Origin of the sequence: Corynebacterium sp. MC3, assembly GCF_900099485.1 — a bacterium.
Taxonomy (GTDB): Bacteria; Actinomycetota; Actinomycetes; order Mycobacteriales; family Mycobacteriaceae; genus Corynebacterium; species Corynebacterium pseudogenitalium.
In genome coordinates, this window is sequence record NZ_LT622816.1 from 66,278 (window position 1) to 89,625 (window position 23,348).

Annotated in this window: 22 protein-coding genes; 20 read left to right on the forward strand and 2 right to left on the reverse strand. The window is 59.7% G+C overall.

The genetic code is table 11. The features are described from left to right. Nucleotides 1–2: 2 nt before the first annotated feature. Together BQ4436_RS09255 and BQ4436_RS09260 are read right to left on the reverse strand one after the other, a co-directional pair. Nucleotides 3–1,115 (reverse strand): polyprenyl synthetase family protein, encoded by a 1,113-nt coding sequence (locus BQ4436_RS09255; protein ID WP_070976533.1) that lies wholly within the window; start codon nucleotides 1,113–1,115, stop codon nucleotides 3–5. Between the two features lie 56 nt (nucleotides 1,116–1,171). Next, complete coding sequence (locus tag BQ4436_RS09260; protein WP_070976535.1) at nucleotides 1,172–1,744, reverse strand: GNAT family N-acetyltransferase; 573 nt, start codon at nucleotides 1,742–1,744, stop codon at nucleotides 1,172–1,174. 129 nt (nucleotides 1,745–1,873) lie between these two features. Here BQ4436_RS09260 and BQ4436_RS09265 point away from each other — a divergent pair, with 129 nt between their 5' ends. The 20 genes from BQ4436_RS09265 (at nucleotide 1,874) to BQ4436_RS09360 (ending at nucleotide 23,155) form a co-directional block, all read left to right on the forward strand. Further along, nucleotides 1,874–2,308, forward strand: coding sequence for an SAV_6107 family HEPN domain-containing protein (locus tag BQ4436_RS09265; RefSeq protein WP_070976538.1), 435 nt, complete (start codon nucleotides 1,874–1,876; stop codon nucleotides 2,306–2,308). A 96-nt stretch (nucleotides 2,309–2,404) separates the two neighbouring features. Next, a complete protein-coding gene (locus tag BQ4436_RS09270) occupies nucleotides 2,405–2,800 on the forward strand; it encodes a DUF3040 domain-containing protein (protein ID WP_070478970.1) in 396 nt (131 codons plus the stop codon). Nucleotides 2,801–3,201: 401 nt separating this feature from the next. Then, entirely contained in the window at nucleotides 3,202–3,636 is a 435-nt protein-coding gene (gene mraZ, locus BQ4436_RS09275; RefSeq protein ID WP_070362207.1) for a division/cell wall cluster transcriptional repressor MraZ, read from the forward strand. 202 nt (nucleotides 3,637–3,838) lie between these two features. Then, complete coding sequence (gene rsmH, locus BQ4436_RS09280) at nucleotides 3,839–4,837, forward strand: 16S rRNA (cytosine(1402)-N(4))-methyltransferase RsmH (protein WP_143000879.1); 999 nt, start codon at nucleotides 3,839–3,841, stop codon at nucleotides 4,835–4,837. A 14-nt stretch (nucleotides 4,838–4,851) separates the two neighbouring features. Then, nucleotides 4,852–5,559: a cell division protein FtsL gene (locus BQ4436_RS09285; RefSeq protein ID WP_070976545.1), complete on the forward strand. Its 708-nt coding sequence runs from the start codon at nucleotides 4,852–4,854 to the stop codon at nucleotides 5,557–5,559. A 114-nt stretch (nucleotides 5,560–5,673) separates the two neighbouring features. Then, nucleotides 5,674–7,611, forward strand: a complete 1,938-nt coding sequence (locus BQ4436_RS09290) for a peptidoglycan D,D-transpeptidase FtsI family protein (protein ID WP_369822099.1) — start codon at nucleotides 5,674–5,676, stop codon at nucleotides 7,609–7,611. A gap of 21 nt (nucleotides 7,612–7,632) precedes the next feature. Beyond that, entirely contained in the window at nucleotides 7,633–9,150 is a 1,518-nt protein-coding gene (locus BQ4436_RS09295; RefSeq protein WP_070977128.1) for a UDP-N-acetylmuramoyl-L-alanyl-D-glutamate--2,6-diaminopimelate ligase, read from the forward strand. A 9-nt stretch (nucleotides 9,151–9,159) separates the two neighbouring features. Further along, entirely contained in the window at nucleotides 9,160–10,698 is a 1,539-nt protein-coding gene (murF, locus tag BQ4436_RS09300) for a UDP-N-acetylmuramoyl-tripeptide--D-alanyl-D-alanine ligase (protein WP_070976548.1), read from the forward strand. 9 nt (nucleotides 10,699–10,707) lie between these two features. Continuing rightward, nucleotides 10,708–11,817: a phospho-N-acetylmuramoyl-pentapeptide-transferase gene (mraY, locus tag BQ4436_RS09305; protein ID WP_070478780.1), complete on the forward strand. Its 1,110-nt coding sequence runs from the start codon at nucleotides 10,708–10,710 to the stop codon at nucleotides 11,815–11,817. Then, the gene (gene murD, locus BQ4436_RS09310) at nucleotides 11,814–13,229 is read left to right on the forward strand and encodes a UDP-N-acetylmuramoyl-L-alanine--D-glutamate ligase (protein ID WP_070976549.1); all 1,416 of its coding nucleotides are present in this window, start codon (nucleotides 11,814–11,816) and stop codon (nucleotides 13,227–13,229) included. The genes mraY and murD overlap by 4 nt, the downstream gene beginning before the upstream one ends. A 43-nt stretch (nucleotides 13,230–13,272) precedes the next feature. After that, complete coding sequence (locus BQ4436_RS09315) at nucleotides 13,273–14,772, forward strand: FtsW/RodA/SpoVE family cell cycle protein (protein WP_070976550.1); 1,500 nt, start codon at nucleotides 13,273–13,275, stop codon at nucleotides 14,770–14,772. Nucleotides 14,773–14,805: 33 nt separating this feature from the next. Then, complete coding sequence (gene murG, locus BQ4436_RS09320) at nucleotides 14,806–15,885, forward strand: undecaprenyldiphospho-muramoylpentapeptide beta-N-acetylglucosaminyltransferase (protein WP_070976556.1); 1,080 nt, start codon at nucleotides 14,806–14,808, stop codon at nucleotides 15,883–15,885. Nucleotides 15,886–15,892: 7 nt separating this feature from the next. Beyond that, entirely contained in the window at nucleotides 15,893–17,380 is a 1,488-nt protein-coding gene (murC, locus tag BQ4436_RS09325; RefSeq protein WP_070976557.1) for a UDP-N-acetylmuramate--L-alanine ligase, read from the forward strand. Nucleotide 17,381: 1 nt separating this feature from the next. Then, nucleotides 17,382–18,125 (forward strand): cell division protein FtsQ/DivIB, encoded by a 744-nt coding sequence (locus BQ4436_RS09330; protein ID WP_176754848.1) that lies wholly within the window; start codon nucleotides 17,382–17,384, stop codon nucleotides 18,123–18,125. A 154-nt stretch (nucleotides 18,126–18,279) separates the two neighbouring features. Continuing rightward, nucleotides 18,280–19,497, forward strand: a complete 1,218-nt coding sequence (gene ftsZ, locus BQ4436_RS09335) for a cell division protein FtsZ (RefSeq protein WP_070362217.1) — start codon at nucleotides 18,280–18,282, stop codon at nucleotides 19,495–19,497. Nucleotides 19,498–19,506: 9 nt separating this feature from the next. Then, nucleotides 19,507–20,247, forward strand: coding sequence for a peptidoglycan editing factor PgeF (gene pgeF, locus BQ4436_RS09340; protein WP_070976564.1), 741 nt, complete (start codon nucleotides 19,507–19,509; stop codon nucleotides 20,245–20,247). Continuing rightward, a complete protein-coding gene (locus BQ4436_RS09345; protein ID WP_070976567.1) occupies nucleotides 20,248–20,961 on the forward strand; it encodes a YggS family pyridoxal phosphate-dependent enzyme in 714 nt (237 codons plus the stop codon). It abuts the gene before it with no gap. A 71-nt stretch (nucleotides 20,962–21,032) separates the two neighbouring features. Further along, complete coding sequence (locus BQ4436_RS09350; RefSeq protein ID WP_070362220.1) at nucleotides 21,033–21,521, forward strand: cell division protein SepF; 489 nt, start codon at nucleotides 21,033–21,035, stop codon at nucleotides 21,519–21,521. Between the two features lie 50 nt (nucleotides 21,522–21,571). Continuing rightward, nucleotides 21,572–21,865 carry a YggT family protein gene (locus BQ4436_RS09355; protein ID WP_070362221.1) on the forward strand — a complete coding sequence of 98 codons (294 nt, stop codon included), beginning with the start codon at nucleotides 21,572–21,574 and terminating at the stop codon, nucleotides 21,863–21,865. 273 nt (nucleotides 21,866–22,138) lie between these two features. Then, nucleotides 22,139–23,155, forward strand: a complete 1,017-nt coding sequence (locus BQ4436_RS09360) for a DivIVA domain-containing protein (RefSeq protein ID WP_070976569.1) — start codon at nucleotides 22,139–22,141, stop codon at nucleotides 23,153–23,155. The last annotated feature ends 193 nt before the right edge of the window (nucleotides 23,156–23,348 follow it).

Sequence of the window (23,348 nt, forward strand, 5' to 3'; positions counted from 1 at the left end):
TGCTACATACGCCTAGCCGTGGCTTTGATAGCTAAGTCACGCATGAACTGCGCAACTGCATCATCAATCCCTGCGTCCGAAAGGTGCTGCAGGCCTGATTCAGTGAGGCGGTCGATGCGCGCCTCTACTGCCTCGACGGCGCCACTTTCTTGAATAAGCCCTGCGAGTTTGGAAAGCTCCTCTGGCGATGCTGCGACACCAATCCCGTCGCGAAGGCGTTGCGCTGCGGCAGGATCGGACGCATCCAAGTTTGCCAGCGCAGTGGCGAACAAGACGGTGCGCTTGCCCTCACGGATATCATCGCCAGCCGGCTTGCCGGTCACCTCAGGTTCACCGAAGACCCCAAGGATGTCGTCGCGGAGCTGGTACGCAATGCCAATATCACGTCCGTAACCACGGAACGCGGCGATCGTTGCATCCGGTGCGCCGGCAATCGCGGCGCCAAGGTGGAGCGGCCGTTCAATCGTGTACGCAGCGGTCTTGTACCGATTCACCTTGTCTGCGAGCTCAACGGATTCGCTGCCTTTGGCCTCTAACATGATGTCCAGCAGCTGGCCGCCGATCACCTCAGTGCGCATCCCCACCCACGGCTTCGCCGCGCGGTCGAGGGCATCATTCGTGAGCCCCGAGTATCGCCACATGTCTTCTGCCCACACCAGCGCAAGATCACCAATCAAAATGGCCGAGTGCTCGCCGAAGGACGCGGCGTCACCACGATAGCCTTCGTTGCGGTGCGTTGCCTCAACTGCGCGGTGCACTGTTGGGTTGCCGCGCCGGGTGTCGGAGGCGTCGATAATGTCGTCGTGGATGAGCGCACACGCCTGAATGAACTCGAGCGAGCTCACTGCGCGCAGCACTGCGTCGGGGTTCTCCTGGCTGTGGTCAAGCCCTCCTGCGCCGATGAAGCCAGCCCAACCGTAGAGTGGCCGTATCCGCTTGCCTCCACCGAGGACAAACTTGCGCAGGTAAGACACTGCGTCCTCCACTGGGGCACCAATTTCCGCGACTACCGATTCCTGGCCGTCGAAGAACACGCGAAGCTGCTCCTCAACAAGTGCGGGGATGGCCTCGAGCGTTGGCCCTTGTGCGGATACTTCAGACACGTTGTGCTCCATTCCAGAATCTGTCGTAGACGTATGCACCTAGAGACTACCGAGTTACCACGACAAACCTACAACATTGGTGAGGCGCTGAGTGGCAGCGATCGCCCAAGAATCGCAAATGGCCGCGGATCAGCGGGGTAGAGGTAGTTACGTGCGACGTCGGAGAACCCAAATTTGCGGTAGAGCTTGAACGCACCGTTGTCCTCGTGCTCGACCTCAGGGGTAGACAGTAGAGCAAATTTTGCCGGCGCAAGGCGCAGGAGCTCCCGGAGCAACCTCGCGCCGATACCTCTCCCTTGATAGCTAGGGAGCACATGGATTTCAGCGACCTCAAAGTAGCTTTGGAGTAACTCCTTTTCGCTTTTCGACGGCCCCCCTTGCATGGCAAGCGCCCGCCTGAGCTGCTGATCCCACCATCGTTCACGCTGTCCCAACATTCCGTATGCAATGCCGATGATCGTGTCGTCAGCAATTGCCGCGATTGCAGTGAAGCCTGGGGAGAGTGCCTCTTGGCGCCAGGAGGAGATGCGTTGTGCCCGAACATTGACCGGGTAGTCCATGGCCTCTATATAGAGGTCGACGAGTGTGGGCGTTGCAAGAAGGTACTCGGCCGATGTGAGTCGGCGGATTTCGGTCTTCATGCCTTTATCGAACCATGAGTCCGGGAAGTTTCGCTATCTTCGAACAAATGAGCGAAGTTCTGGGGGATTTGTCGGACCCATTTTCTATATTCATTTCAAGTGCGAAAGGGAAATGAAGGAGAAATCAACATGAACAGCGTTATCTCTGCGACAACGAACGAAGTTTACGGTGCTCGCGTCCGTCAATCGAAGCGTGACCAGTTTCTTGAAACCGCCGATGGCTGCCTCACGTATGCCTATGGGCGATTTGAGGAGGGGGCGTACGACGAGGCTATGGAATATGCCTACCGTGCAGCGCTGCGGACTGCGGGTGCGGTGTGTTCCGATAGTCCGGTAATTCAGAAGCGAAAGCGGCTGCCAAGTAGCGCGTGGAAGAAGCTTGCGCTCACGGGGAAGGGTGGTGAGCGGTGGGCGCATGTGTTTGAGTCGTTCTCGCGGGAACGTGGCCGCGTTGCCTCGGGGATTGAGCATATGCCGCCAGCTGACAGGGTTGCGCAGTTGCTTGAGCAGGCGGAACGGTTCTACCTCGAGGCACTTCCTGCCGGAAATGGTGTTGCGGCTTAGCCCGGGCAATCTTGCCCTCGTCTCCCGGGGAACAAAGGCGCTAGGATGGCCGTTGTATGGATAGCAACGTCCGCTTTGGAGCTTGGGAGTAGAGCAGTGTCACTTTCTGAACAGGAGCAGCAAGCACTCCGCGCAATTGAGCAGTCACTCATGGCAGATGACCCTTCATTTGTGCAAAGCGTCGGTCGAAACGCCGACTATGCGGCTCCATCGTCCACAGGCCGGATTACGATGCGCAGCGTTGCGTTAATGGTGCTTGGAGTGGTGTTGTTGCTCGGCGGTGTTGCGCTTGCCTCGCTTTCCATTTGGACAGTAATCATTAGCGTTATCGGGTTCGGCGTCATGATGGCTGGTGGAATCATGGCGTTGCGCACCCCAGCGCATGGCCCATCTGTATCGCAGTTGCGAAATGTTTCCCGGAACCAGCAGAAGTCTCCTCGAGTGAGCTCGATGGAGCAGAACTTTAAGCGCCGGTTCGAGGATCGGCCTTAATGCAAAGAAGGACCATGCCCCCTTTACTGGGGGCGTTTTTTATTGCGTAGGCGAAACGCCCCACTTTCACCCACACTCTCCACTTTTGCCCACACGTATATGCGGATACGGACTTTTGTTGGGCATTCCTCTGTGTATTTAGCCGACTAGTGAGGTGGTTGTGGCTAATGTGAAGCATGAAAGGGGGAGGGCGCCCCACCGTTTTCTTACTCGTTGACCTGCGATTATGTTGAAGTTGGTAATCTTTTTTGTGTGTGGTGTGGCATTTGTGGGGCACAGTGGGTTAAAGTGGGGCGTAGCGGAAGGCGCGATGGTGTGCTGACTACACACCTTTGTCGCACGAAGCAGAGAAAACTACATACATCACGTGTCTGACGGCGTAGAGGAAGGTGGGTCGCCCGATGTTTCTGGGAACCTACACTCCCAAGCTTGATGACAAAGGACGCTTGACGCTGCCTGCGAAGTTCCGAGAGGACCTCGCGGACGGGCTGATGGTGACCAAGGGGCAAGATCACTCTTTGGCGGTCTACCCCCGTGCGGAGTTCGCAGCGCGAGCCAAAAAGGCTGCTGCAGCATCCCGTACGAATCCGAAGGCTCGTGCGTTCATTCGTAATCTGGCTGCCAGTGCGGATGAGCAAACGCTTGATGGTTCTGGTCGTATCACGTTGTCGGCGTCGCACCGGGAATACGCAAACCTTTCAAAGGAGTGCGTGGTTATCGGTTCTGTAGATTTTCTCGAGATCTGGGATGCACAATCCTGGGCTCAATATCAAGAAGAGACTGAAGCCGCCTTCTCGGCGGCGGATGACGACGACATACTCTCCGGTCTGCTGTAAGGCTGACTACCTGACAGTGGACATCGACTACTGACGGAGAGCGTGTACGGACTCTATCCCGGGCGTGAAGCGTTCTGGTGTACTTCCCCGACATCAGAGCAGCCGCCCGGGGTAGGGCTCTATACGCTCCCCAAACATGGGTGTAGGTAATTTTCAGAACAACGCAGTGAAGGGAGTGTGCCCGACAATGGTAGAAGCCGCGATGGACTTTGATCCGGTGGCAAACCGTGGCCACGTTCCCGTGATGCGTAACCGGATGGCGGAATTGCTCGCACCAGCAGTTGAGCAATTCGGCGATTGCGCAGTGATTGTCGACGGCACCCTCGGTGCAGGCGGCCACACTGAGTACTTTCTTTCTACATTTCCAAACGCGTACGTTATTGGAATCGACCGCGACCCAAACGCGTTAGCTGCGGCAACGGAGCGTCTGGCTCCATTCGGCGACCGTTTTGTTCCGGTGCAAGCCCGTTTTGACGCAATTGGCGAAGTTGCTGCTTCTGACGAGCGAGTGCCTTTCGGCATCGTCCGCGAAAATGGAGTTGCCGGGGCGTTGTTTGACCTTGGCGTTTCTTCGATGCAGCTCGATCAGGAAGAACGCGGTTTCGCGTACAAGATTGATGCCCCGCTAGATATGCGGATGGATACGACGCAATCGCTCACTGCAGCTGACGTGCTGAATACCTACTCGCACGGTGACTTGGCACGCATTCTGAAGACGTACGGAGACGAGCGTTTTGCGGGAAAGATTGCTCGGGCGATTGTTCAGCAGCGTGAACAGGAGCCATTCACAACGAGTGCGCGTCTGGTGGAGCTGCTGTACGACACGATTCCGGCAGCCACACGTAGGTCGGGCGGGCACCCGGCAAAGCGAACGTTCCAGGCGCTGCGAGTCGAAGTGAACCGCGAGCTCGAAGCGGTCGAGCAAGTTCTCCCCGTCATTACTGACCTCCTAGGAGTTGGTGGCCGGGCGGTCTTCATGAGCTATCAATCGCTGGAAGACAAAATCGTCAAGGCGGCGTTTCGGGAACTCACGGAGTCGAAAACCCCACCGGGGCTCCCGATGGACTTACCCGGTACGCAGCCGCTGTTTCGATCCATCACAAATGGGTCGGAGAAGGCGTCGAAAACTGAAATTGACCATAACCCTAGAGCGGCGTCCGTACGGGTACGTGGTGTCGAGAAACTAGCACAAGGCAACTAAGGAACTGATCAATCATGGCAGCACGAGAGTACAGCGGATCGAACATGACGCTGACGCGCGGTGATCAGGCGCGCCCGCAGACGCGGCGCTCCGGTCAGCAGCGTAGCGCGAACACTCGGCTGCTCAATCCTGGAATTCGGCCACACGTCCCACACCCGCGTACTCACGGGCGGTTGGGGTCGAAGCAGATTGTGTCCTACCGCGGCAGGAGGATTGCGCAGCCGGCTGTCGCTAAGAAACAGTTGTCGCTGACGTTCACAGTGACGGTGGTACTGCTGGTATTCGGGGTTGTTGCTGCGATGGGGCTCAGCGCTTTGTCGACGACGCAAACGTTTACCATTCAGCGCCTTCAGGCGCAGGAACGAGAGCTGACCAACCGTGTCGAATCGCTGACCCGCGACCTTGAGGACCGCAAATCATCCGCAGAGATTGCACAACGTGCAGGTGACGCAGGCCTGTTGGTTCCGTCGGCTCCAGGAATCGTTGCGGTGCATGAAGATGGCAGTGTGCATGAGCAGCGTCCGTTCGACCCGAACGCAACTGTCGGTGTGGTGGACGTGAATGAGTCTCACGCACGATCTGGGCGCGCGTCGAGTGACCAGCAAGCAACTCGCGAAATCGGTGATTCTTTGACGCAGCTTCCTGGCAATAACGTGCTTGGCAGCACTTCTCGTTTGGACAACGTGGCGCCGTATGCGCCGAATGTCCCACCTACGCTCTAAGCTCTAAGGGCACGAATCGTTTCTTACCCGTTGAATGCAATTGAGTGAGGTGAAAATAGGGCAGTGGTCGAATCGCACCCGGACCGGAGAAAACGAACTGCTCGGCCTCGTGCCCTGCAAGCACCTCAAGCGCCTAAGACACGGCGAAGTGTGTTGCACCAGCGGTCCCAATGGGCAGTAATTCTGTTTCTTGTAGTCAGCGTATTTTTGGTTGGCAGGCTGTTTCTTGTGCAGGTGGTGTGGGGCCCACAGCTGCGCGAGCAGGCGCAATCGCAGCGCGCCAGGATTTACACTGACCCCGCGCGGCGCGGTGAGATCGTGGACCGCGAAGGTAACCACCTGGCGTACACGATGCAGGCGCGGTCGTTGACCGTGTCGCCGGTGACGCTTCGTAAGGAACTGCGTGAGCAGGTCATGCTCAATGAAGACGTTCCGAACCTCGACGATGACGCGACGCGAGCCATGGTCGACGCGAGAGTCGAGGATATTCTGCGCACGATGGCCAACGAGATTCCCGTCATGATTGGCGAGGCAATGGGCGAAGAGGACGTCGATAGGCGACGAGACAATGACGATATGCGCAGTGTGGGCAAGGTTGACGCGCGCGATATCCTCGAGAAGCTGCACGCGGATTCGAACTACGAAGTGCTTGTCCGGAACGTGGACCCTGATGTGGCGTCGAGCATTGCTGCTGAGTTCCACGGCGTTGCCTCGGACCACCAGGACATCCGTCAGTACCCGAACGGGGCGATTGCTGAAAACATCCTCGGCAAGGTGTCGATGGACGGGCAGGGACAGTTTGGGCTTGAAGCATCGAGTGATGCGGTGCTCACCGGGATCAACGGGCGCAAGACAGAGGACGTGTCGAACGATGGGCAGTCCATCCCCGGTACGCTGCGCGACGTTGTACCCGCGGTGGATGGCGCGAAGATCACCTTGACGATCGACCTGGACCTGCAGTCGTTTGTGCAGCAGACTCTGGAGAACGCGAAACGGAACTCGCTGGCGAAGGACGCCGAGGCAGTAGTGCTCGATGCCCGCAGTGGTGAAGTGCTAGCAATGGCGAATACCTCCACTATTGACCCGAACGGGGACATCGAGCGGCAGTTGCGCGAAGGGAAGGACTTCAGCAATAACGCGATCTCGCACCCGTTTGAGCCGGGTTCCGTGGCGAAGATTATCGCAGCGACTGCGGCAATTGAGGAGAAGGTGACTACTCCGGAGGAAGTACACCAAGTGCCGGGCTCTATCGACATGGCTGGTATTACTGTGCGCGATGCGTGGGAGCATGGTGTGATGCCGTACACCACAGCGGGCATCTTCGGGAAGTCCTCGAATGTGGGCACCTTGCAGATTGCGCAGAAGCTGGGCGAGGAGCGCTATTGGGATTACCTGCAGCGCTTCGGAATCGGAAACACAACCGGCATTGAGCTGCCCAACGAGTCCGCCGGTCTGTTGCCAGTGCTAGAGCAGTGGTCCGGAGGAACGTTTGCGAACCTACCAATTGGGCAGGGAATGAGCTGGACAGCGCTTCAGATGGCCAGCGTCTACCAAACGCTTGCCAACGGTGGCGAGCGGATTACGCCTCGCATTATCCGCAGCATTGAAAGTGCAGAGGGCACACCGCTGGAACAGCCCGAGCCTGAGCGGCATCGTGTGGTGTCGGAGGCGACGGCACGCACGGTCGTGGATATGTTCCGTTCCACGTTCCAAAACGACCCGGCAGGGATCAACAACGGTACCGCCCAGAACAGCCAACTTCCTGGCTATCAGCTTTCGGGCAAGACTGGTACCGCGCAAAAGGTGAACCCTGAGACCGGCGCCTACTCGCAAAACCAGTTCTGGATTACGTTTGCTGGCATCGCGCCTGCGAACGATCCGCGATTTGTCGTGGCCGTCATGCTTGATGAGCCGCAGCGAGGTACACGAGAAGGCGGAGCCGGTGGCCAGTCGGCAGGTCCGGTGTTTACTGAAATCGCCAGCTGGCTGATCAATAGGGAGAACTTGCCGCCTAGCCCAGAAGCGGACCAGTACGTTTTGCAAGCCCAGTAGGGAAGTTTCACAATGAATGACATGACGCAGACAACACCGAACGCGCCTACCCTGGAGGCGCTCGCAGCGCTGTCTGGTGGGACGCTCCACAACGCCCCAGATCAGCCGCTGCACATTGAAGAGATTGCACTCGATTCGTCGAAGATTGCCCCAGGCGGACTGTTCGCAGCTTTGCCCGGCACCCGTGTGCATGGAGCAACGTTTGCAAAGCAGTGCCCAGCGGGCGCCATCTTTACTGACAATGCAGGCGCGAAGATCCTCGAGGGCCAAGGGGAAACGCGGCCGGTGCTGGTCGTCGAAGACGTTCGCGAGGTTCTCGGCGATGTGTCAGCCGAGGTGTATGGTCACCCATCCGAGCACATGACGCTGCTCGGGGTTACCGGCACCTCTGGCAAGACTACCGTGACGTACATGCTGGAGAAGGGGCTTGAGGCAGCAGGAGCGAAGGTTGGTCTGATTGGCACCACCGGCACGAAGATTCTCGGCGAGTACGTTCCAACGTCCCTGACTACTCCGGAAGCCCCGACGCTGCAGGCTCTGTTCCGTCGCATGCTGCAGGCTGGAGTGACGCACGTAGTGATGGAGGTTTCTTCCCATGCGCTGATGCTTGGCAGGGTGAGTGGCACGTCTTTCGATGTCGCTGGGTTTACAAACCTGAGCCAGGATCACCTGGACTTCCATAAGACAATGGAGGAGTACTTTGAGGCGAAGGCGCTCTTCTTTGACCCGACGTCGCGCAGTGCCGCGAAACGCGCGGTAGTTTGCGTCGATGACGAGTGGGGCGAGCGCATGGCTGACCGGGCACAGGACCCGGTTCGCGTTGGCGCCCACGGCCAGGTTGGGGTCGACGTGAGCGCGAAGCAGCTGTCCGCAGACAAGACTGGCGCGCAAGAGATTTCCTTATCGACGCCCACTTCGACTCACACGTTGACGCTGCAAATGCCGGGTGCGTTCAACGTGGCTAACGCTGCCTTGGCAACCGCCATGGCGTACACCGCCGACGTTGATGTAGATGCATTCATGAAGGGCCTATCAAAAGCGCAGGTCCCTGGACGTATGGAACGCATCGACTGCGGGCAACCGTTTGTTGCAGTCGTGGACTACGCGCATAAGCCTGCGGCCATCGCAGCCGTGCTGGATACGCTCCGAAAGCAAGTGGCTGGACGCGTCGGCATTGCTGTTGGCGCCGGCGGGGACAGGGATGCGTCGAAACGCGTCATCATGGGCCGCGAATCTGCGCAGCGTGCTGACTTTGTGGTGGTGACTGATGATAACCCGCGTACAGAGGACCCAGCATCGATCCGCGCGGAGGTGCTGCGTGGTGCATTGGAACTCGCGGATGCTCCCCACCACCCGGAGGTGCGTGAAATCGGCGACCGCGCTGCGGCGATTGACGCTCTGGTGCAGTGGGCACAGCCGGGAGATGCGGTCATTGTCGTTGGCAAGGGGCATGAAGTCGGCCAGATTGTTGGCACTACGACGCACCACTTCGATGATCGGGAAGAGATGCGTCGCGCCCTAGAAACTTTCGCGAGGTAACAGTAGATAATGATTGCATGTTCGTTGGGTGAGATCGCCGAGATCGTCGGGGGAACGCTGTCGAAGGAGGCGGACCCCGAGGCGAAAGTATCGGGTGGCGTCGAGTTTGATTCGCGGAAGGTGTCTGAGGGCGACCTTTTCCTTGCGCTGAAAGGCGCGAGGGTTGATGGACACGACTTCGTCGGCACGGCATTGGAGCAGGGCGCGGTAGCCGCCATAACCACGCGCGACGTGGGTGCTCCTGCGGTGATCGTTCCGTGCGCCGAGGTTCGGCCAGATGACAACTCTGACTTGGCTGCGAGCGACCCAACGGGCAGTGCACTCGGTGTTGTCGCGGGGCTTTCGAAGCTCGCAGCGCACGTGGCTCGCAGCCTAGTTCGCGAACACGGACTCACAATTGTCGGCGTGACCGGTTCGGCGGGGAAGACCTCGACGAAAGACCTGATCGCTGCGGTGCTTCGCCACAAAGGCGAGACCGTGGCTCCTCCGGGTTCCTTTAATAACGAGATTGGTCACCCGTACACGGTGCTGCGCTGCACACAGGAGACGGCGTTTTTGGTGGCGGAGATGTCCGCGAGGGGCATTGGGCACATCGCGCATCTTGCAAAGATTGCCCCGCCATCAATCGGCGTGGTGCTCAACGTTGGCTCCGCACACCTTGGGGAGTTTGGCTCGCGCGAGGCGATTGCTCAGGCGAAGGGCGAGTTAGTCGAATCACTCCCTGATGCGGATCACGGTGGAATCGCCATCTTGAACGCCGATGACCCATTTGTTGCAGGTATGCGCCCCCGCACAACTGCGAAGGTGTGGATGTTTTCGGCTGAAGGATCGCCCGAAGCAGACTTTTTTGCTACGGACATCTCATTGGACGAGGTTGCCCGAGCATCGTTTGTGATGCACACGCCAGACGGGCAACAGCACCGAGTTCGCCTGGGTGTGCACGGCGCCCACCAGGTTGGCAACGCGCTTGCTGCGGCGGCAGTCGGTTTCGGCGCGGGCATGCAGCCTGAAGCGATCGCGGCAGCGCTGAGCCAGGCACGGACCGTATCCGTGAACCGCATGGATGTGCGCACCCGCGAGGATGGCGTGACTGTCATTAACGACGCGTACAACGCAAACCCTGAATCGATGCGTGCCGGTATCGCAGCGCTTGCGTCGACGGCTGCCGCACACCCGGGGGCGCGATCGATTGCGGTGCTCGGTGAGATGGGCGAGCTCGGCGAGGAGTCCGCGTCAGCCCACGCCGAGCTGGCCGCAGAACTGGTAAAGCACAACATCACGGACCTTGTAGCAGTGGGGCAAAGTGACGCGATGGAATCGCTGGCGCAAGCGGCACAGCAGCAGGGCATCGCCACACAGTCTGTTGCCGATAGTGCCGAGGCAAGCAACGCTGTCGAAGCTACGATTACCACTGCCACACCCCCGCCAGCAGTGGTGCTGGTCAAAGCGTCGAACGCCCAAAAGTTGTGGGTGGTGGCTGAACAACTCATGCGCACCCGTACGCTTGACAGTCAAAGTAAGTCAACCAATGAGAATGAAGCAAGGTAGCAGTCTCACATGATTCAAGTAATTGTCGCAGGAGTTATCAGCTTCCTCGTTTCCATCTTTGTCACACCTTTGTTGATTCGGTATTTCCACCGCCGCGAGATCGGCCAGGAAATTCGGGAGGACGGGCCGCAGTCGCACGCGCGGAAGCGCGGCACCCCAACGATGGGTGGCATCGCTATTTTGCTCGCGATCACGCTGGGCTACTTGGCTAGCTCGATTGTCGCGCTGGCCACTAACCACGCGGCGTTTACCGCAAGCGGCGTCATCGTGCTGGGCTTGACATTGGCGCTTGGCCTGGTCGGGCTTGCCGACGATGGCATTAAACTCTTCATGAAGCGTAATCTCGGTTTGAACAAGACCGCGAAGCTTGTGTCCCAGTTTGCAATTGCGATTGTTTTCGGCCTGCTGATCACGCGATTTCCTGACGAGAACGGCTTGACGCCAGGCTCGACCCTGCTGAGTTTTGTGCGCGATATCGAAACGATTGACATCGCGGTCGGCGGTGGAATCCTTGGCGCAATCCTGTTCCTGATCTTTATCTACATTCTGCTGGCTGCTTGGTCGAACGCGGTGAACCTCACCGACGGGCTCGACGGGCTGGCCGCTGGTACGACTGCTCTGGTGATGGCCGCCTACACCATGATCACGTTCTGGCAGTTCCGGAACTCTTGCGAGGCAGCGCTGGCAGCGGGCTGCTACAACGTCCGCGACCCGCTTGACTTGGCGGTGCTTGCGGCTGCAGGCTTCGGTGCCTGCGTTGGATTCCTGTGGTGGAACGCTTCCCCGGCCAAGATTTTCATGGGTGATACGGGTTCGCTGGCGCTCGGTGGTCTCGTAGCGGGTCTGTCAGTGGCTTCCAAGACCGAGCTTCTGATGATCATCATTGGCGCACTCTTCGTGCTCGAGGCAGCCTCGGTGGTCATCCAGGTGGCATCGTTTAAGTCCACCGGCAAGCGCGTGTTCCGGATGGCGCCGTTCCATCACCACTTTGAGCAAGGAGGCTGGGCGGAGACAACCGTGGTTGTGCGCTTCTGGCTCATCGCTGCGATGGCGGTCGCGCTCGGCACCGCAATTTTCTACGGTGAATGGCTCACACAGAACGGAGTGACGCTGTCATGATCGATACGAGTGTGATCCCCGCAGAGATTTCCCGCGGCGTGCTGCTGGCTGGTGCGGGCGTTTCGGGCCGAGGGGTGCTCGGTATGCTCCAGCAGGTCGGTGTTCCATGCATCGTCGCGGACGACAGCGAGGAAAACCGTGAGTTCGCTGAGCGCACGTGGGGAGTGCGGGCCGTCGATACGCAGCTGGCACACGAGTACTTCGGTGAGGTCGGGGTAGTAGTGACGTCTCCAGGGTGGAGGCCCGACACGCCGCTGCTTGTCGACGCCGCCTCGGCCCAACTCGATGTTATCGGTGATGTCGAGCTGTGCTACCGGTTGGATCGCGCGGGCGTGTTCGGGCCATCGCGCGAGTGGCTCGTTGTGACAGGCACGAACGGTAAAACCACCACCACTGGCATGCTCGCAGCCATGATGCAGGAGGCATCGTTCCGCACTGGTAAGCGTGCGTTGGCGTGCGGCAACATCGGTACCGCCGTGGCTGACGCGGTGGCAGATCCCCAGCGTGTCGACGTGCTCGTGGTCGAGCTGTCCAGTTTTCAGCTGCATTGGTCGAGCCAGCTCGTTCCCAACGCGGCAGTTCTACTCAACCTTGCGGACGACCACATTGACTGGCACGGCTCCTTCGAGGCGTACGCGGCTGCGAAGGCGAAGGTGCTCAAAGCCCCGAACGCCGTGGTAGGCATCGATGACGAGCACGTGCAAGCGATCGTGGCACAGAATGACCGCAAGCAATTCTTCGGTTTTACGCTCGGCCAGCCCGAAGAGGGCCAGGTCGGTGTTATCGACGGCAAGCTCGTTGCGCGCCGCGACGGGGCGGTCCTTGAACTGGCAGATACGAATGGCATTGAACCCGCGGGTGCTGCAGGCGTGCTGGACGCAGGCGCGGCCGCTGCCGTGGCGTTGCTGTGTGGTGCGACACCCCATGAGATTCGTGAAGCACTTGCGGGCTTCCACGTTGCGGGGCACCGCGGAGCCGTGGTCCACGAGGCGAACGGCGTGCGGTGGATCGACAACTCGAAGGCGACGAACCCGCACGCGGCTGATTCGGCGTTGACCGGTGCGGGCACGGTCGTGTGGGTTGCAGGTGGTCAGCTGAAGGGCGCTGCGATTGATGAGGTCGTCGAAAAACATGTTGGGCACATGCGTGCCGTAGCGCTGCTTGGGGTCGACCGCATGGAAATTTACGACGCCGTCAAGCGGCTGGCACCTGACCTGCCTATCTTTGCGACAGACTCGACTGACTCTGAGGCGGCAATGGATGCCGTGGTTCGCTTTGCTGGAGAGCACGCGCAGCCTGGCGATAGCGTTGTGCTGGCACCGGCTGCCGCGAGCCTGGACATGTATCCGGGTATGTCTGCGCGTGGCGACGCGTTTCGTGCGGCCGCCAAGCGACACTTTTCACTACAGTAACTTGAGACACAGCAGTGTTCGAAGCGAAGGGTAATGAGGTGCCATGAAGCGAAATCGTCGACAGCAACCGTCGGCGCGTGCGCCAAAGACTGGCACCCGCGACGTGCCTCAAAGCGCACTGGGCCGGGCACATACGTCGTTCATTGCGGCGCTTGAGCAGCGTCCCCTCATTGACTACACCGTGATTCGGACCGTGGTGCTGGTGCTGGCTGCGTTGGGCGTCGTGATGGTGATGAGCTCGTCGATGGCGTCATCGTTCGCTGCTTCGAGCAGTGTGTGGTCGACTGCGCTTCGGCAATCCCTGATGGTGCTGGCGGGCCTTGTCTTGTTTTGGGTTTCGCTGTTGGTCCCGCCCGAGCGCATCCGGAAGCTGGCCACGCCACTATTCCTCTTCGCAGTGTTCCTGCTGGTATTGGTGCTGCTTATCGGTACCGGGCGTGAGGAAGTCGGTTCACAATCGTGGCTGATGTTCGGCTCGTTGACGATGCAGCCTTCTGAGTTCGCCCGTGTGGCTATTGCAATTTGGGGTGCTGCGGTGCTGTCGAAGAAGCAGCCGCCAGCATCGGCGCCTGCGTGGCAGTCGCCGACCGCACAGTTCTTGCTTGGCGCGGGCGTGTGCATCCTCCTGATTGCGAAGCAAGGTGACGCCGGCATGACGATGTCGTTTGCCGCCATCGTGATCTTTGTGCTGTGGTTCGCAGGCTTCCCGCTCAAGGCTATTGGCATCCTCTGCGGGCTCATCGGTGCTGCAGCGGTTGTGTTGTTCCTGCTCGGCGGCTTCCGCTCGCAACGCTTCCACGTCTACTTCGAGGCGCTGTTCGGAAACTTCAGCGATACCCGCGGTGCTGCCTTCCAGACGCACCAAGGATTCCTTTCTCTTGCCGACGGCTCCCTCTTCGGCGTCGGCCTCGGACAGTCCCGCGCGAAGTGGTTCTACCTCCCAGAGGCACGAAACGACTTCATCTTCGCCGTCATCGGCGAAGAGCTTGGTATGTGGGGCGGCATTATGGTGATCGCCCTGTTTGCTGCCCTTGGCTACTTCGGTTTGCGCACTGCGCAACGCGCACAGACATCGTTCCAGGGACTCGCCGCTGCCTCGTTAACAGCAGGCGTAGTTTCGCAGGCGTTCATTAACATCGGGTACGTCGTCGGCCTTGTGCCGGTGACGGGTATTCAGCTGCCGATGTTGTCCGCCGGTGGTACCTCGGCAGTGATTACCTTGTGGTCGATGGGCATGCTGGCCTCCATTGCCCGCCACGAGCCCGACGCAGTCTCGGCCATGCAGAACTACGGGCGCCCACGCTTCGACAGAATGCTGTTCGTCCCGGAGCCGAAGGCGACGGCACAGCTGCGCGCGACTCGCGCGGAGCGAACTCGCACACATGAGCAGTCACGCCGAGAGCAACGGTACGGAGTGCCTGTTGCTCACCGAGTTGCCCCAGACGACCGTGCTCAGCGGCACTCGCCCCGGCCCACCAGGAATGTCGAGGTAACGCAACGGAGACCACGACCGAACCAAACAGAGCGACGCCGGTACCGTTAGGTGGCCGTCGAAAAGGAAAGGACGGGATCCATCATGGACAAGACCCAACACACAGTGGTGCTCGCAGGGGGAGGCACCGCGGGCCATATTGAACCGGCACTCGCGGTAGGCGAGGTGCTTCGTGAACAGTACGGCGCAAATGTGATTGCGCTCGGAACTGAGCGTGGACTGGAAACCACTATCGTCCCCGCGCGCGGCTTTGACCTTCAACTCATTGACCCTGTGCCGATCCCGCGCAAGAAGCCATGGAAGCTTCTTGGCGTGCCGTTCAAACTTGCGCGTTCCGTGCACCAAACACGGAAGGTGATGAAGGATTCGAAGGCTGAGGCAGTCTTCGGTACGGGTGGCTATGTGTCGGCGTCTGCGTACCTTGCAGCGGCATCGTTGCGCCTACCATTTTTCGTCTTGGAAACGAACGCGTTGGCGGGCATGGCCAATAAGCTTGGCGTCAAGCTAGGTGGTGTCGGGATTAACGCCGTGGCGAACTCGGGGATGCCGGGTGATGTCGTGGGGATCCCGGTGCGTCCGGGAGTGGGCGTCGATACGGATGGAGCGAAAGCGCAGCGTGGGTACAAGATGTGGGACCTTGATCCGGACAAGCCGGTGGTTCTGATTACCGGTGGGTCCCAGGGCGCGGTGAGCATCAACCGGGCTGTTGCCGGGGCCATCGAGGACATCACGGCGCGCGGGTACCAGGTGTTGCACGCCTACGGCAGAAAGAACGACGCCCCGAAGCCACACGAAGGCTACACGGCGGTGCCGTACATCGACGACATGGAAGCTGCGTATGCCGTGGCGGACATGGTTGTGTGTCGCTCCGGCGCCATGACCGTGGCGGAAAACTCAGCCGCTGGCCTGCCAGCCGTTTACATCCCACTGCCGCACGGCAACGGCGAACAGGGGCTCAATTCGGCGCACCTGGTAGCTACCGGGGCGGCAGTGCGTATCGACGACGCCGAGCTCACCCCAGACGCGCTTGCCCACAGCGTCAACGAGATTTTGGGTCGGCCAGAGCACATGCAGCGCATGCGAGAAGCACTCGAGCACTCTGGCGCGGGTAGTGTGGCAGAAGATCTCGCTGCACGGATCATTGCGACTATCACAAAGGAGTAACACCGTCATGTCTTCCGAACACACCACCGCGCCTGGTTCTGTGGATCTTTCCCGCGTACATCTGGTCGGTATCGGTGGCGCTGGCATGAGCGGTGTCGCCCACATCCTGCTTGACCGCGGGGCAGTAGTGACCGGGTCCGATGTGAAAGACTCCCGTCCAGTGCGTGCGTTGCGCTCGCAAGGTGCACAGGTCGCAGTTGGACACGACGCCGCGAACCTCGAGCTGACGGGGCAACTTCCGACCGTCGTGGTCACCAGCTTTGCTGCGATTCCGAAAGATAACCCGGAGTTGGTGCGTGCGAAGGAGGAGGGGATTCCTGTGATTCGCCGCTCAGATCTGCTTGGCGAGTTGATGGACGGTTACACGCAGCTCCTGCTAGCAGGCACGCACGGCAAGACGTCCACGACGTCCATGACCGTGGTGGCGTTGCAGGCTGCGGGGGAGGACCCTTCCTTTGCGATTGGCGGCCAGCTCAACAAGGCCGGCACCAATGCGCACCACGGTGCGGGCAATATTTTCGTGGCGGAGGCGGACGAGTCCGATGCTTCGTTGCTTCGCTACAAGCCAAATATCGCCGTTATCACCAACATTGAGCCTGACCACCTGGATTACTTCGGCACGCACGAAGCGTACTTCAAGGTGTTCGACGACTTCGCCGATCGCGTGCAGCCCGGCGGTTTCCTCGTCGTTTGTATGGATGACGAGCACGCTGCAAGCTGCGGTGAGCGCGCATTGCAGCGCGGCATCAACGTCGTCGGCTACGGCACTGAAGCAGCGGCTGCAGCGCACCCAGATATTCCCGCAGGTGCAGTAGTTGTAGAAGAGCGTATCGACGGCTCCTACGTCGACGTGCGTGCTCGACTCAACACCGGCGGCGCATCTGCTGAGTACTCCTACCGCCTGTCGATCCCTGGCCGGCACATGGTGCTCAACTCCCTGGCCGCACTGTTGTCCTCGACGCTGGCGGGTGCGGAACCTGAACGGATCGCAGCGGGGCTGAGCGGGTTCTCCGGTGTCCGGCGCCGCTTCGAGTTTAAGGGCCTCGTAGAGGACGGGCCGTTCGCAGGTACCCGTGTCTACGACGACTACGCGCACCACCCAACCGAGGTCACCGCTGTGTTGACGGCGGCGCGGGAGAAAGTCGAGTCTGAGGGCAAGGGTGCGCGCGTCGTTGTGTGCTTCCAACCGCACCTGTACTCGCGCACACAGAACTTTGCCCAAGAGTTTGCTGACGCCCTCTCACTCGCGGATGTCGTCATGGTGCTGGACATCTTCGGCGCACGCGAAGCGCCCGTTGAAGATGTGACCAGCAGGCTCATTACTGACAAGATGGATAGCTCGGTGCCGGTAGTGCTTGAGCCCAATTTCCTCGCAGTACCGGTGACACTGGCATCAATGGTTCGTCCTGGGGACGTCATCCTAACGATGGGCGCTGGGTCGGTGACAATGCTCGCCGATGAGATCCTCGCGCAACTTCGGCAGGCGGAGGTTTAGTGTGACAGAGCAGACAGAGCAGGAAGCCTTCGAGTCGGACCACCTCGACGAGTTTGGTGATGAGGACGCTCAAACGCGTAGCAAGAGCAAGCGCAAGCGTCGCTTCGCCATCGCGGGAGCTGTCATCGCTGGTCTCGCTGTGTGCGGAATTGCGTTGCCGTTTACACCGTTGATGCCGGTGAAGGGCGTGGTTGTTGATGGCAACGACGTGCTCACGCCCGAGGCGGTGCAAGCCCAGTCCGACATTGAGCTGGGCACGCCTATGGGGCTGGTCAAGGTGCGCCGTGCTGCTGAGAACATCGTGCAGGACCCGTGGGTGGACGTCGTCACGGTGCACCGCGACTGGCCAAGCACTGTGAGAGTTGACCTCAAAGAGCGTGTCGCAGTGGCGTATTTGCAGCAGCCGGACGGGGCGCATCTGATCGATACTGAGGGCAAGGATTTTCTGATCGCTGAACCGCCGGTTGGGGCGATGGAGCTCGTGGGGGTCGACGTTGAGAACAAGGAGCAGATGCGGGAAGCTGTGGCGATCGCGGCGTCGATAAGCAGTGGTGCGCGTGCGCAAGTTGCCGCTTTGGAGGCGAATGGCCGCTACTCATTCGTGCTGCGGTTACACGACAACCGCCGCGTGGTGTGGGGCGCCTCAGAAGACAATACGAATAAGTCGCTGGCCTTTGAAACCGTTTTGCAACGTGAGGGCGCCGAGTTCAATATTTCTAATCCGGAGCTGATTACCGCGCGGTAGCGGTGTAAAACCCCAGGTCAAAACCCTAAAGTAAAGGTTTAGGGTCGAGACACGCCGAGGGAAACAATAAATTTTTTCGTGTTTTCGCCCATGATGGGATGCGTTACCGCAATTGTTGAAGTTCTAAGAAGTTTTGAAAGGCGAGACACTACCCATGACCTCTCCCGCAAACTACCTCGCCATGATCCGCGTCGTCGGTGTCGGTGGCGGTGGCGTTAACGCTGTCAACCGCATGATCGAAGAGGGCCTGAAAGGTGTGGAGTTCGTTGCGATCAACACGGACTCGCAGGCACTGCTCTTTACGGATGCAGACACCAAGCTCGACATCGGGCGTGAGGCGACTCGCGGACTTGGCGCCGGTGCAAACCCTGAGGTTGGCCGGACCTCTGCTGAGGACCACAAGCAGGAAATCGAAGAGTCGCTGAAGGGCTCGGACATGGTCTTCGTGACCGCTGGCGAGGGCGGCGGTACGGGTACTGGCGCTGCACCAGTTGTCGCGGGTATCGCGAAGAAGATGGGTGCGCTGACCATTGGCGTTGTCACCCGTCCGTTCACGTTCGAGGGCAAGCGGCGCACCCGTCAGGCGCTCGAGGGTATCGCTAACCTGAAGGAAGTGTGCGATACCGTCATTGTCATTCCGAACGACCGACTGCTGCAGCTGGGTGACTCGGACCTGTCCATGATGGATGCATTCCGCGCTGCGGATGAGGTGCTCTACAACGGTGTTCAGGGTATTACGAACCTCATCACCATTCCGGGCATGATCAACGTCGACTTCGCAGACGTGCGCTCGGTGATGGCCGACGCCGGCTCCGCCCTGATGGGCGTCGGCTCCTCCCGCGGTGAAAACCGCGTGATGAACGCGATGGAGCAGGCGATCAACTCGCCACTGCTGGAAACCACTATGGAGGGCGCGAAGGGCGTGCTCATTTCCGTTGCTGGTGGTTCCGATCTCGGCCTGAACGAGACGAGTGCCGCAGCGTCCATCGTCGAAGAGAAGGCAGACGACGACGCGAACATCATCTTCGGCACGATCATCGACGACAACCTCGGTGACGAGGTGCGCGTCACGATTATCGCAACTGGCTTCGACGAGAAGGCCAACGCTCGCCCGGATGCGCAGCAGCCAGTCGATGCTGCAGCCGCATCGGCGGAAGAAGGCGCGGCGCCGTCTCCATCGCGTGGTTCACTGTTTGAGGATCGAGCTCCGGAGACGGAACGCGACGACTCCTACCAGGCGCGTCACCGCTACGAGCCGCACCGCTCGGGCCTCTTCACCGGCGGGGAGTCCGAATCCTCCTATGAGCGTCGTGGACGCGAGGAGCGCGGCGGCGATGATTTTGACGTCGATGTCCCTGATTTCTTGCGTTAGTCTGGGAGCATGACTGACTCTCTTCTCGACGTAGAACAACGCCCCGTCCGCATGGTGTTTACAAGCCGTGTGGGCGGGGTGTCGTCGTCCCCATATGACTCTTTCAATCTTGCGCTGCACGTCGGGGATGACCCGGAGGCTGTACGCGCGAACCGCGCGCGGTTGGCGTCGCTGCTCGGGGTTGATGCGGGGCGCTTCGTGTGGATGGAGCAGCTCCACACGCCGAACGTGACAGTAGTAGACGGGCCGCAGTCTGAGCCTGTCGAAGCTACTGACGCCATCGTAACCACGACCCCGAACCTCGCCTTGTGCGTGCTGGTCGCTGACTGCACACCGGTGCTGTTGGCGGACCCCGTCGCTGGAGTGATTGCCGCGGTGCACGCTGGGCGTCTTGGGGCGCGAAACGGCATCGTGAAGAAGACCGTTGAAACAATGCGTGACCTGGGTGCTCAGCCTTCACAGATGCAGGCGCTGCTCGGCCCTGCTGCTGCGGGAGCGTCATATGAAGTGCCTGCTGATATGGCAGCGGATGTTGAGCGCAAGCTGCCAGGCTCCCGGACCACTACGCATGCGGGGACCACTGGGCTTGACATCCGTGCCGGTATTCGGCGCCAGCTTACTGAGCTCGGTGTGCAGCGAATTGACGTAGATCCGCGCGATACCATCGCGGACGAGGACTTCTTCTCGTACCGGAGAGAATCCACAACTGGGCGCCAGGCAGGCGTTATTTGGCTAACTGGAGTGAAATAAATGAGCACAACTGATATTGCAAGCAACCTTGCCAAGGTGCAGGAACGTATCCGCTCCGCGGAGCATGCCGCGGGGCGCGAGCCGGGAAGCGTGGAATTGCTGCCAGTGACGAAGTTTCACCCGTGCTCGTCGATTGAGGTGCTTGCCGCGGAAGGTATTCGCTTGGTGGGGGAGAACCGAGAGCAGGAGGCGAGCGCCAAGGTCGCGACTCTGCGCGAGCACGGGGTCGACTGTGGTATCGCGATGATCGGGCAGATCCAGTCGAAGAAGGCGAACGCAGTGGCACGATGGGCGAGTGAGGTCCACTCGGTGGATTCCTTGAAGCTGGCGAAGGGACTTGAGCGTGGCATGGCGCTCGCCCTTGAGCGGGGTGATCGGACGTCCGAAATCCTGCCGTGTCTTGTTCAGGTTTCTGCAGACGGAGACGAAAGCCGTGGCGGTGTCGCGGTGGAGAAGATCGCCGAGTTGGTTGAAGCGCTCGAGGGGGCTGAGCACCTCCAGTTCGACGGGTTTATGGTTGTGCCACCGCTAGATGCAAACGCCAGCGAGGTATTCGACCAGGTCCGCGAGCTGCGAGACACCTACGTGGCCAAGCTTGGGCGGCCCCTGCGTTTCTCAGCGGGGATGTCCGCGGACTTTGAAGAAGCCATCGCGCATGGCTCGGATGTCGTGCGTGTCGGAACGGCGGTGATGGGGCCGAGGCCCGTAGTCTAAAAACCTAATCCGGAATTACATAGAGGTAATTTCTGCCCCGTCAGCACAGGCAACAAACGAGGAGCACCCAGATGTCTATTATCGGCAGCGCGAAAGAATTTTTCGGTCTTGGCCCGTTCAACGAAGATGATCCCTACTTCGATGAAGTGCAGTACGACGAGCGCGAGAACACTCGCGAGGAATCGACGAGGCCTTCGCGCACATCTGAGTACGGCAGCGAAGACCGCTACCGCTCCTCAGCTACCCGTGACTACGCGGATCGCGCACCGAAGTCCTACACTCCGCAGGTCGTGTCCACTGCTCCGCGCAATTACAACGATGCGAAGGATATCGGCGAGCCGTTCCGTGACGGCGATGCCGTGATTATGGAGCTGACGGATCTCGACCCCCACGATGCAAAGCGCATCGTCGACTTTGCCGCTGGTCTGTGCTTCGCACTTCGTGGCAACATGTACAACCTGAGCAGGGGCGTTGAGACCCGCCGACGAGTCTTTGCGATCGTTCCGGAAAACGCTCGTTTGACCGAGGTTGAGCTGCAGCACACAGCGCGTCTTCGCTAATCGACGTCCAGCTCTGCGAAACATCAAGAAGAACAGGTAGTGTGTGACCCGTGTCTTTATTAGGAGCAATTCTTTACGCCGCGCTTGGACTGTACTCCCTGATTGTGGTCATCCGCATCATTGTCGAGATGGTGCAATCCTTCTCGAAGCAGTTTGATCCACCAAGTTGGTTTATGGTCGTTGCGGAAGGCATGTTCGTGGTCACGGACCCGCCTGTGAAGTTCTTCCGCAAACTCATTCCGCCCATGCGTATGAGTGGCGGCGTTGGGATAGACGTCAGTGTGATCGTATTGTTCGTGGCGATCATGCTGCTCCAGATGCTGGTACGGGTCACCATGTTGTAATAGCGATCTTGGATTAAGGCACCTACATTGGTAGGTGTCTTTTTTGCTTAATTTTCCCGTAATTTATGCCCGGATCGACATCAATTATTGGGCATCAGGGGCAGAAAAGGGGTATAACTGGCGGTGATGCCTGGTGCGTGTGAACCTATGCGTTACTATGGATCGATAAAAGAATGACGAACTATTAGATTTTAGGGTTCGCTTCCCGTAGCGTGGGAAGCAATCTGTGTTCGCGACATTGCGGACACAATATCGACATCGAAGGGAACGCCAATGCCGCTGACACCAGCAGACGTGCACAATGTCGCTTTCAGCAAACCACCAATTGGTAAGCGGGGCTACAACGAGGACGAGGTTGACCAGTTCCTGGACCTCGTGGAAGACACGCTTGCGCAACTGCAAGATGAGAACGATGACCTTCGGGCCCGTGTCGAAGAGCTCGGTGCTGGCGGGTCTGCTGCCCCGGTTGCTCCTGTGGCCGCGTCCAGCGATGTCGACGAAGCTGAGATTGAAAAGCGAGTTGAGAAGAAGGTTCGCGCTGAGTACGAGCAGAAGCTCCGTGCTGCGCAGGAGGCAAAGGTAGCGGCTGAGAAGGACGCTCAGGCTGCGAAGCAGGAAGCTGCAAAGGCTCGCCAGGACGCGGAGCAGGCTGCAAAGCAGGCTAAGCAGGCGCCAAAGGCTGCCGCCGCACCGCAGCAGGCTGCGGCTGTCGACCAGAATGCAGCATCCGCCGATACACACATGCAGGCGGCGAAGGTGCTTGGGCTCGCGCAGGAGATGGCAGACCGCCTCACCAACGACGCGCAGGCAGAGGCCCGCTCGATGCTCGACGAGGCCCGTGGTTCCGCAGAGCGTCAGCTGGCAGATGCCGAGGCACGCTCGAAGAAGCAGCTGTCTGAGGCAGAGACGCATTCCCGCGAGCAGATCCAGGCGGCTGAGCGTAAGGCTGCTGAGACGAAGCAGTCGGCTGAGGCTCGTGCACAGCAGCTCGTTGCAGACGCCGAGAAGAAGGCTGAGGAAACCACCAACGAAGCTAACTCGCGCGCTGAGGCGCAGATTCGCCAGGCTGAGGAGCAGGCAACGAAGCTGCGCACCGAGGCTGAGCGTAAGCACACCGAGATCATGAACACGGTGAAGCAGCAGCAGACCGCCCTCGAGAACCGCATCGCTGAGCTGCGTACCTTCGAGCGTGAGTACCGCACTCGCCTGCGCACACTGCTCGAGTCCCAGCTGGAGGAGCTTGAGACCCGTGGCACGTCCGCTCCGAGCGGCGACGCTGGCAATAAGTAGTTTCTTTCAAACATCAGCCACCATTCACTGCGGTGAGTGGTGGTTGTTGCCATTTCTGGGGGACGAAGGGCTAGAATGAGACAAGCTACGTGCTTCACTACCTGGTGGTGCGGTAGCGCGTGATGATCCGACCATCATCGGGGAGCGTTTCCGGAAGAACAGCTGTTGCGCTACAGTGCGCTATCGCTTAGTA

Bases quoted from the DNA above. Each gene is read 5' to 3' on its own strand.
- murF (WP_070976548.1), top strand. From the start codon at position 9,160: ATGATTGCATGTTCGTTGGGTGAGATCGCCGAGATCGTCGGGGGAACG.
- murD (WP_070976549.1), top strand. From the start codon at position 11,814: ATGATCGATACGAGTGTGATCCCCGCAGAGATTTCCCGCGGCGTGCTG.
- BQ4436_RS09315 (WP_070976550.1), top strand. From the start codon at position 13,273: ATGAAGCGAAATCGTCGACAGCAACCGTCGGCGCGTGCGCCAAAGACT.
- rsmH (WP_143000879.1), top strand. From the start codon at position 3,839: ATGGACTTTGATCCGGTGGCAAACCGTGGCCACGTTCCCGTGATGCGT.
- BQ4436_RS09255 (WP_070976533.1), bottom strand. From the start codon at position 1,115: ATGGAGCACAACGTGTCTGAAGTATCCGCACAAGGGCCAACGCTCGAG.
- BQ4436_RS09260 (WP_070976535.1), bottom strand. From the start codon at position 1,744: ATGAAGACCGAAATCCGCCGACTCACATCGGCCGAGTACCTTCTTGCA.
- mraY (WP_070478780.1), top strand. From the start codon at position 10,708: ATGATTCAAGTAATTGTCGCAGGAGTTATCAGCTTCCTCGTTTCCATC.
- murC (WP_070976557.1), top strand. From the start codon at position 15,893: ATGTCTTCCGAACACACCACCGCGCCTGGTTCTGTGGATCTTTCCCGC.
- ftsZ (WP_070362217.1), top strand. From the start codon at position 18,280: ATGACCTCTCCCGCAAACTACCTCGCCATGATCCGCGTCGTCGGTGTC.
- BQ4436_RS09265 (WP_070976538.1), top strand. From the start codon at position 1,874: ATGAACAGCGTTATCTCTGCGACAACGAACGAAGTTTACGGTGCTCGC.
- mraZ (WP_070362207.1), top strand. From the start codon at position 3,202: ATGTTTCTGGGAACCTACACTCCCAAGCTTGATGACAAAGGACGCTTG.
- BQ4436_RS09345 (WP_070976567.1), top strand. From the start codon at position 20,248: ATGAGCACAACTGATATTGCAAGCAACCTTGCCAAGGTGCAGGAACGT.
- murG (WP_070976556.1), top strand. From the start codon at position 14,806: ATGGACAAGACCCAACACACAGTGGTGCTCGCAGGGGGAGGCACCGCG.
- BQ4436_RS09295 (WP_070977128.1), top strand. From the start codon at position 7,633: ATGACGCAGACAACACCGAACGCGCCTACCCTGGAGGCGCTCGCAGCG.
- BQ4436_RS09350 (WP_070362220.1), top strand. From the start codon at position 21,033: ATGTCTATTATCGGCAGCGCGAAAGAATTTTTCGGTCTTGGCCCGTTC.
- pgeF (WP_070976564.1), top strand. From the start codon at position 19,507: ATGACTGACTCTCTTCTCGACGTAGAACAACGCCCCGTCCGCATGGTG.
- BQ4436_RS09285 (WP_070976545.1), top strand. From the start codon at position 4,852: ATGGCAGCACGAGAGTACAGCGGATCGAACATGACGCTGACGCGCGGT.
- BQ4436_RS09360 (WP_070976569.1), top strand. From the start codon at position 22,139: ATGCCGCTGACACCAGCAGACGTGCACAATGTCGCTTTCAGCAAACCA.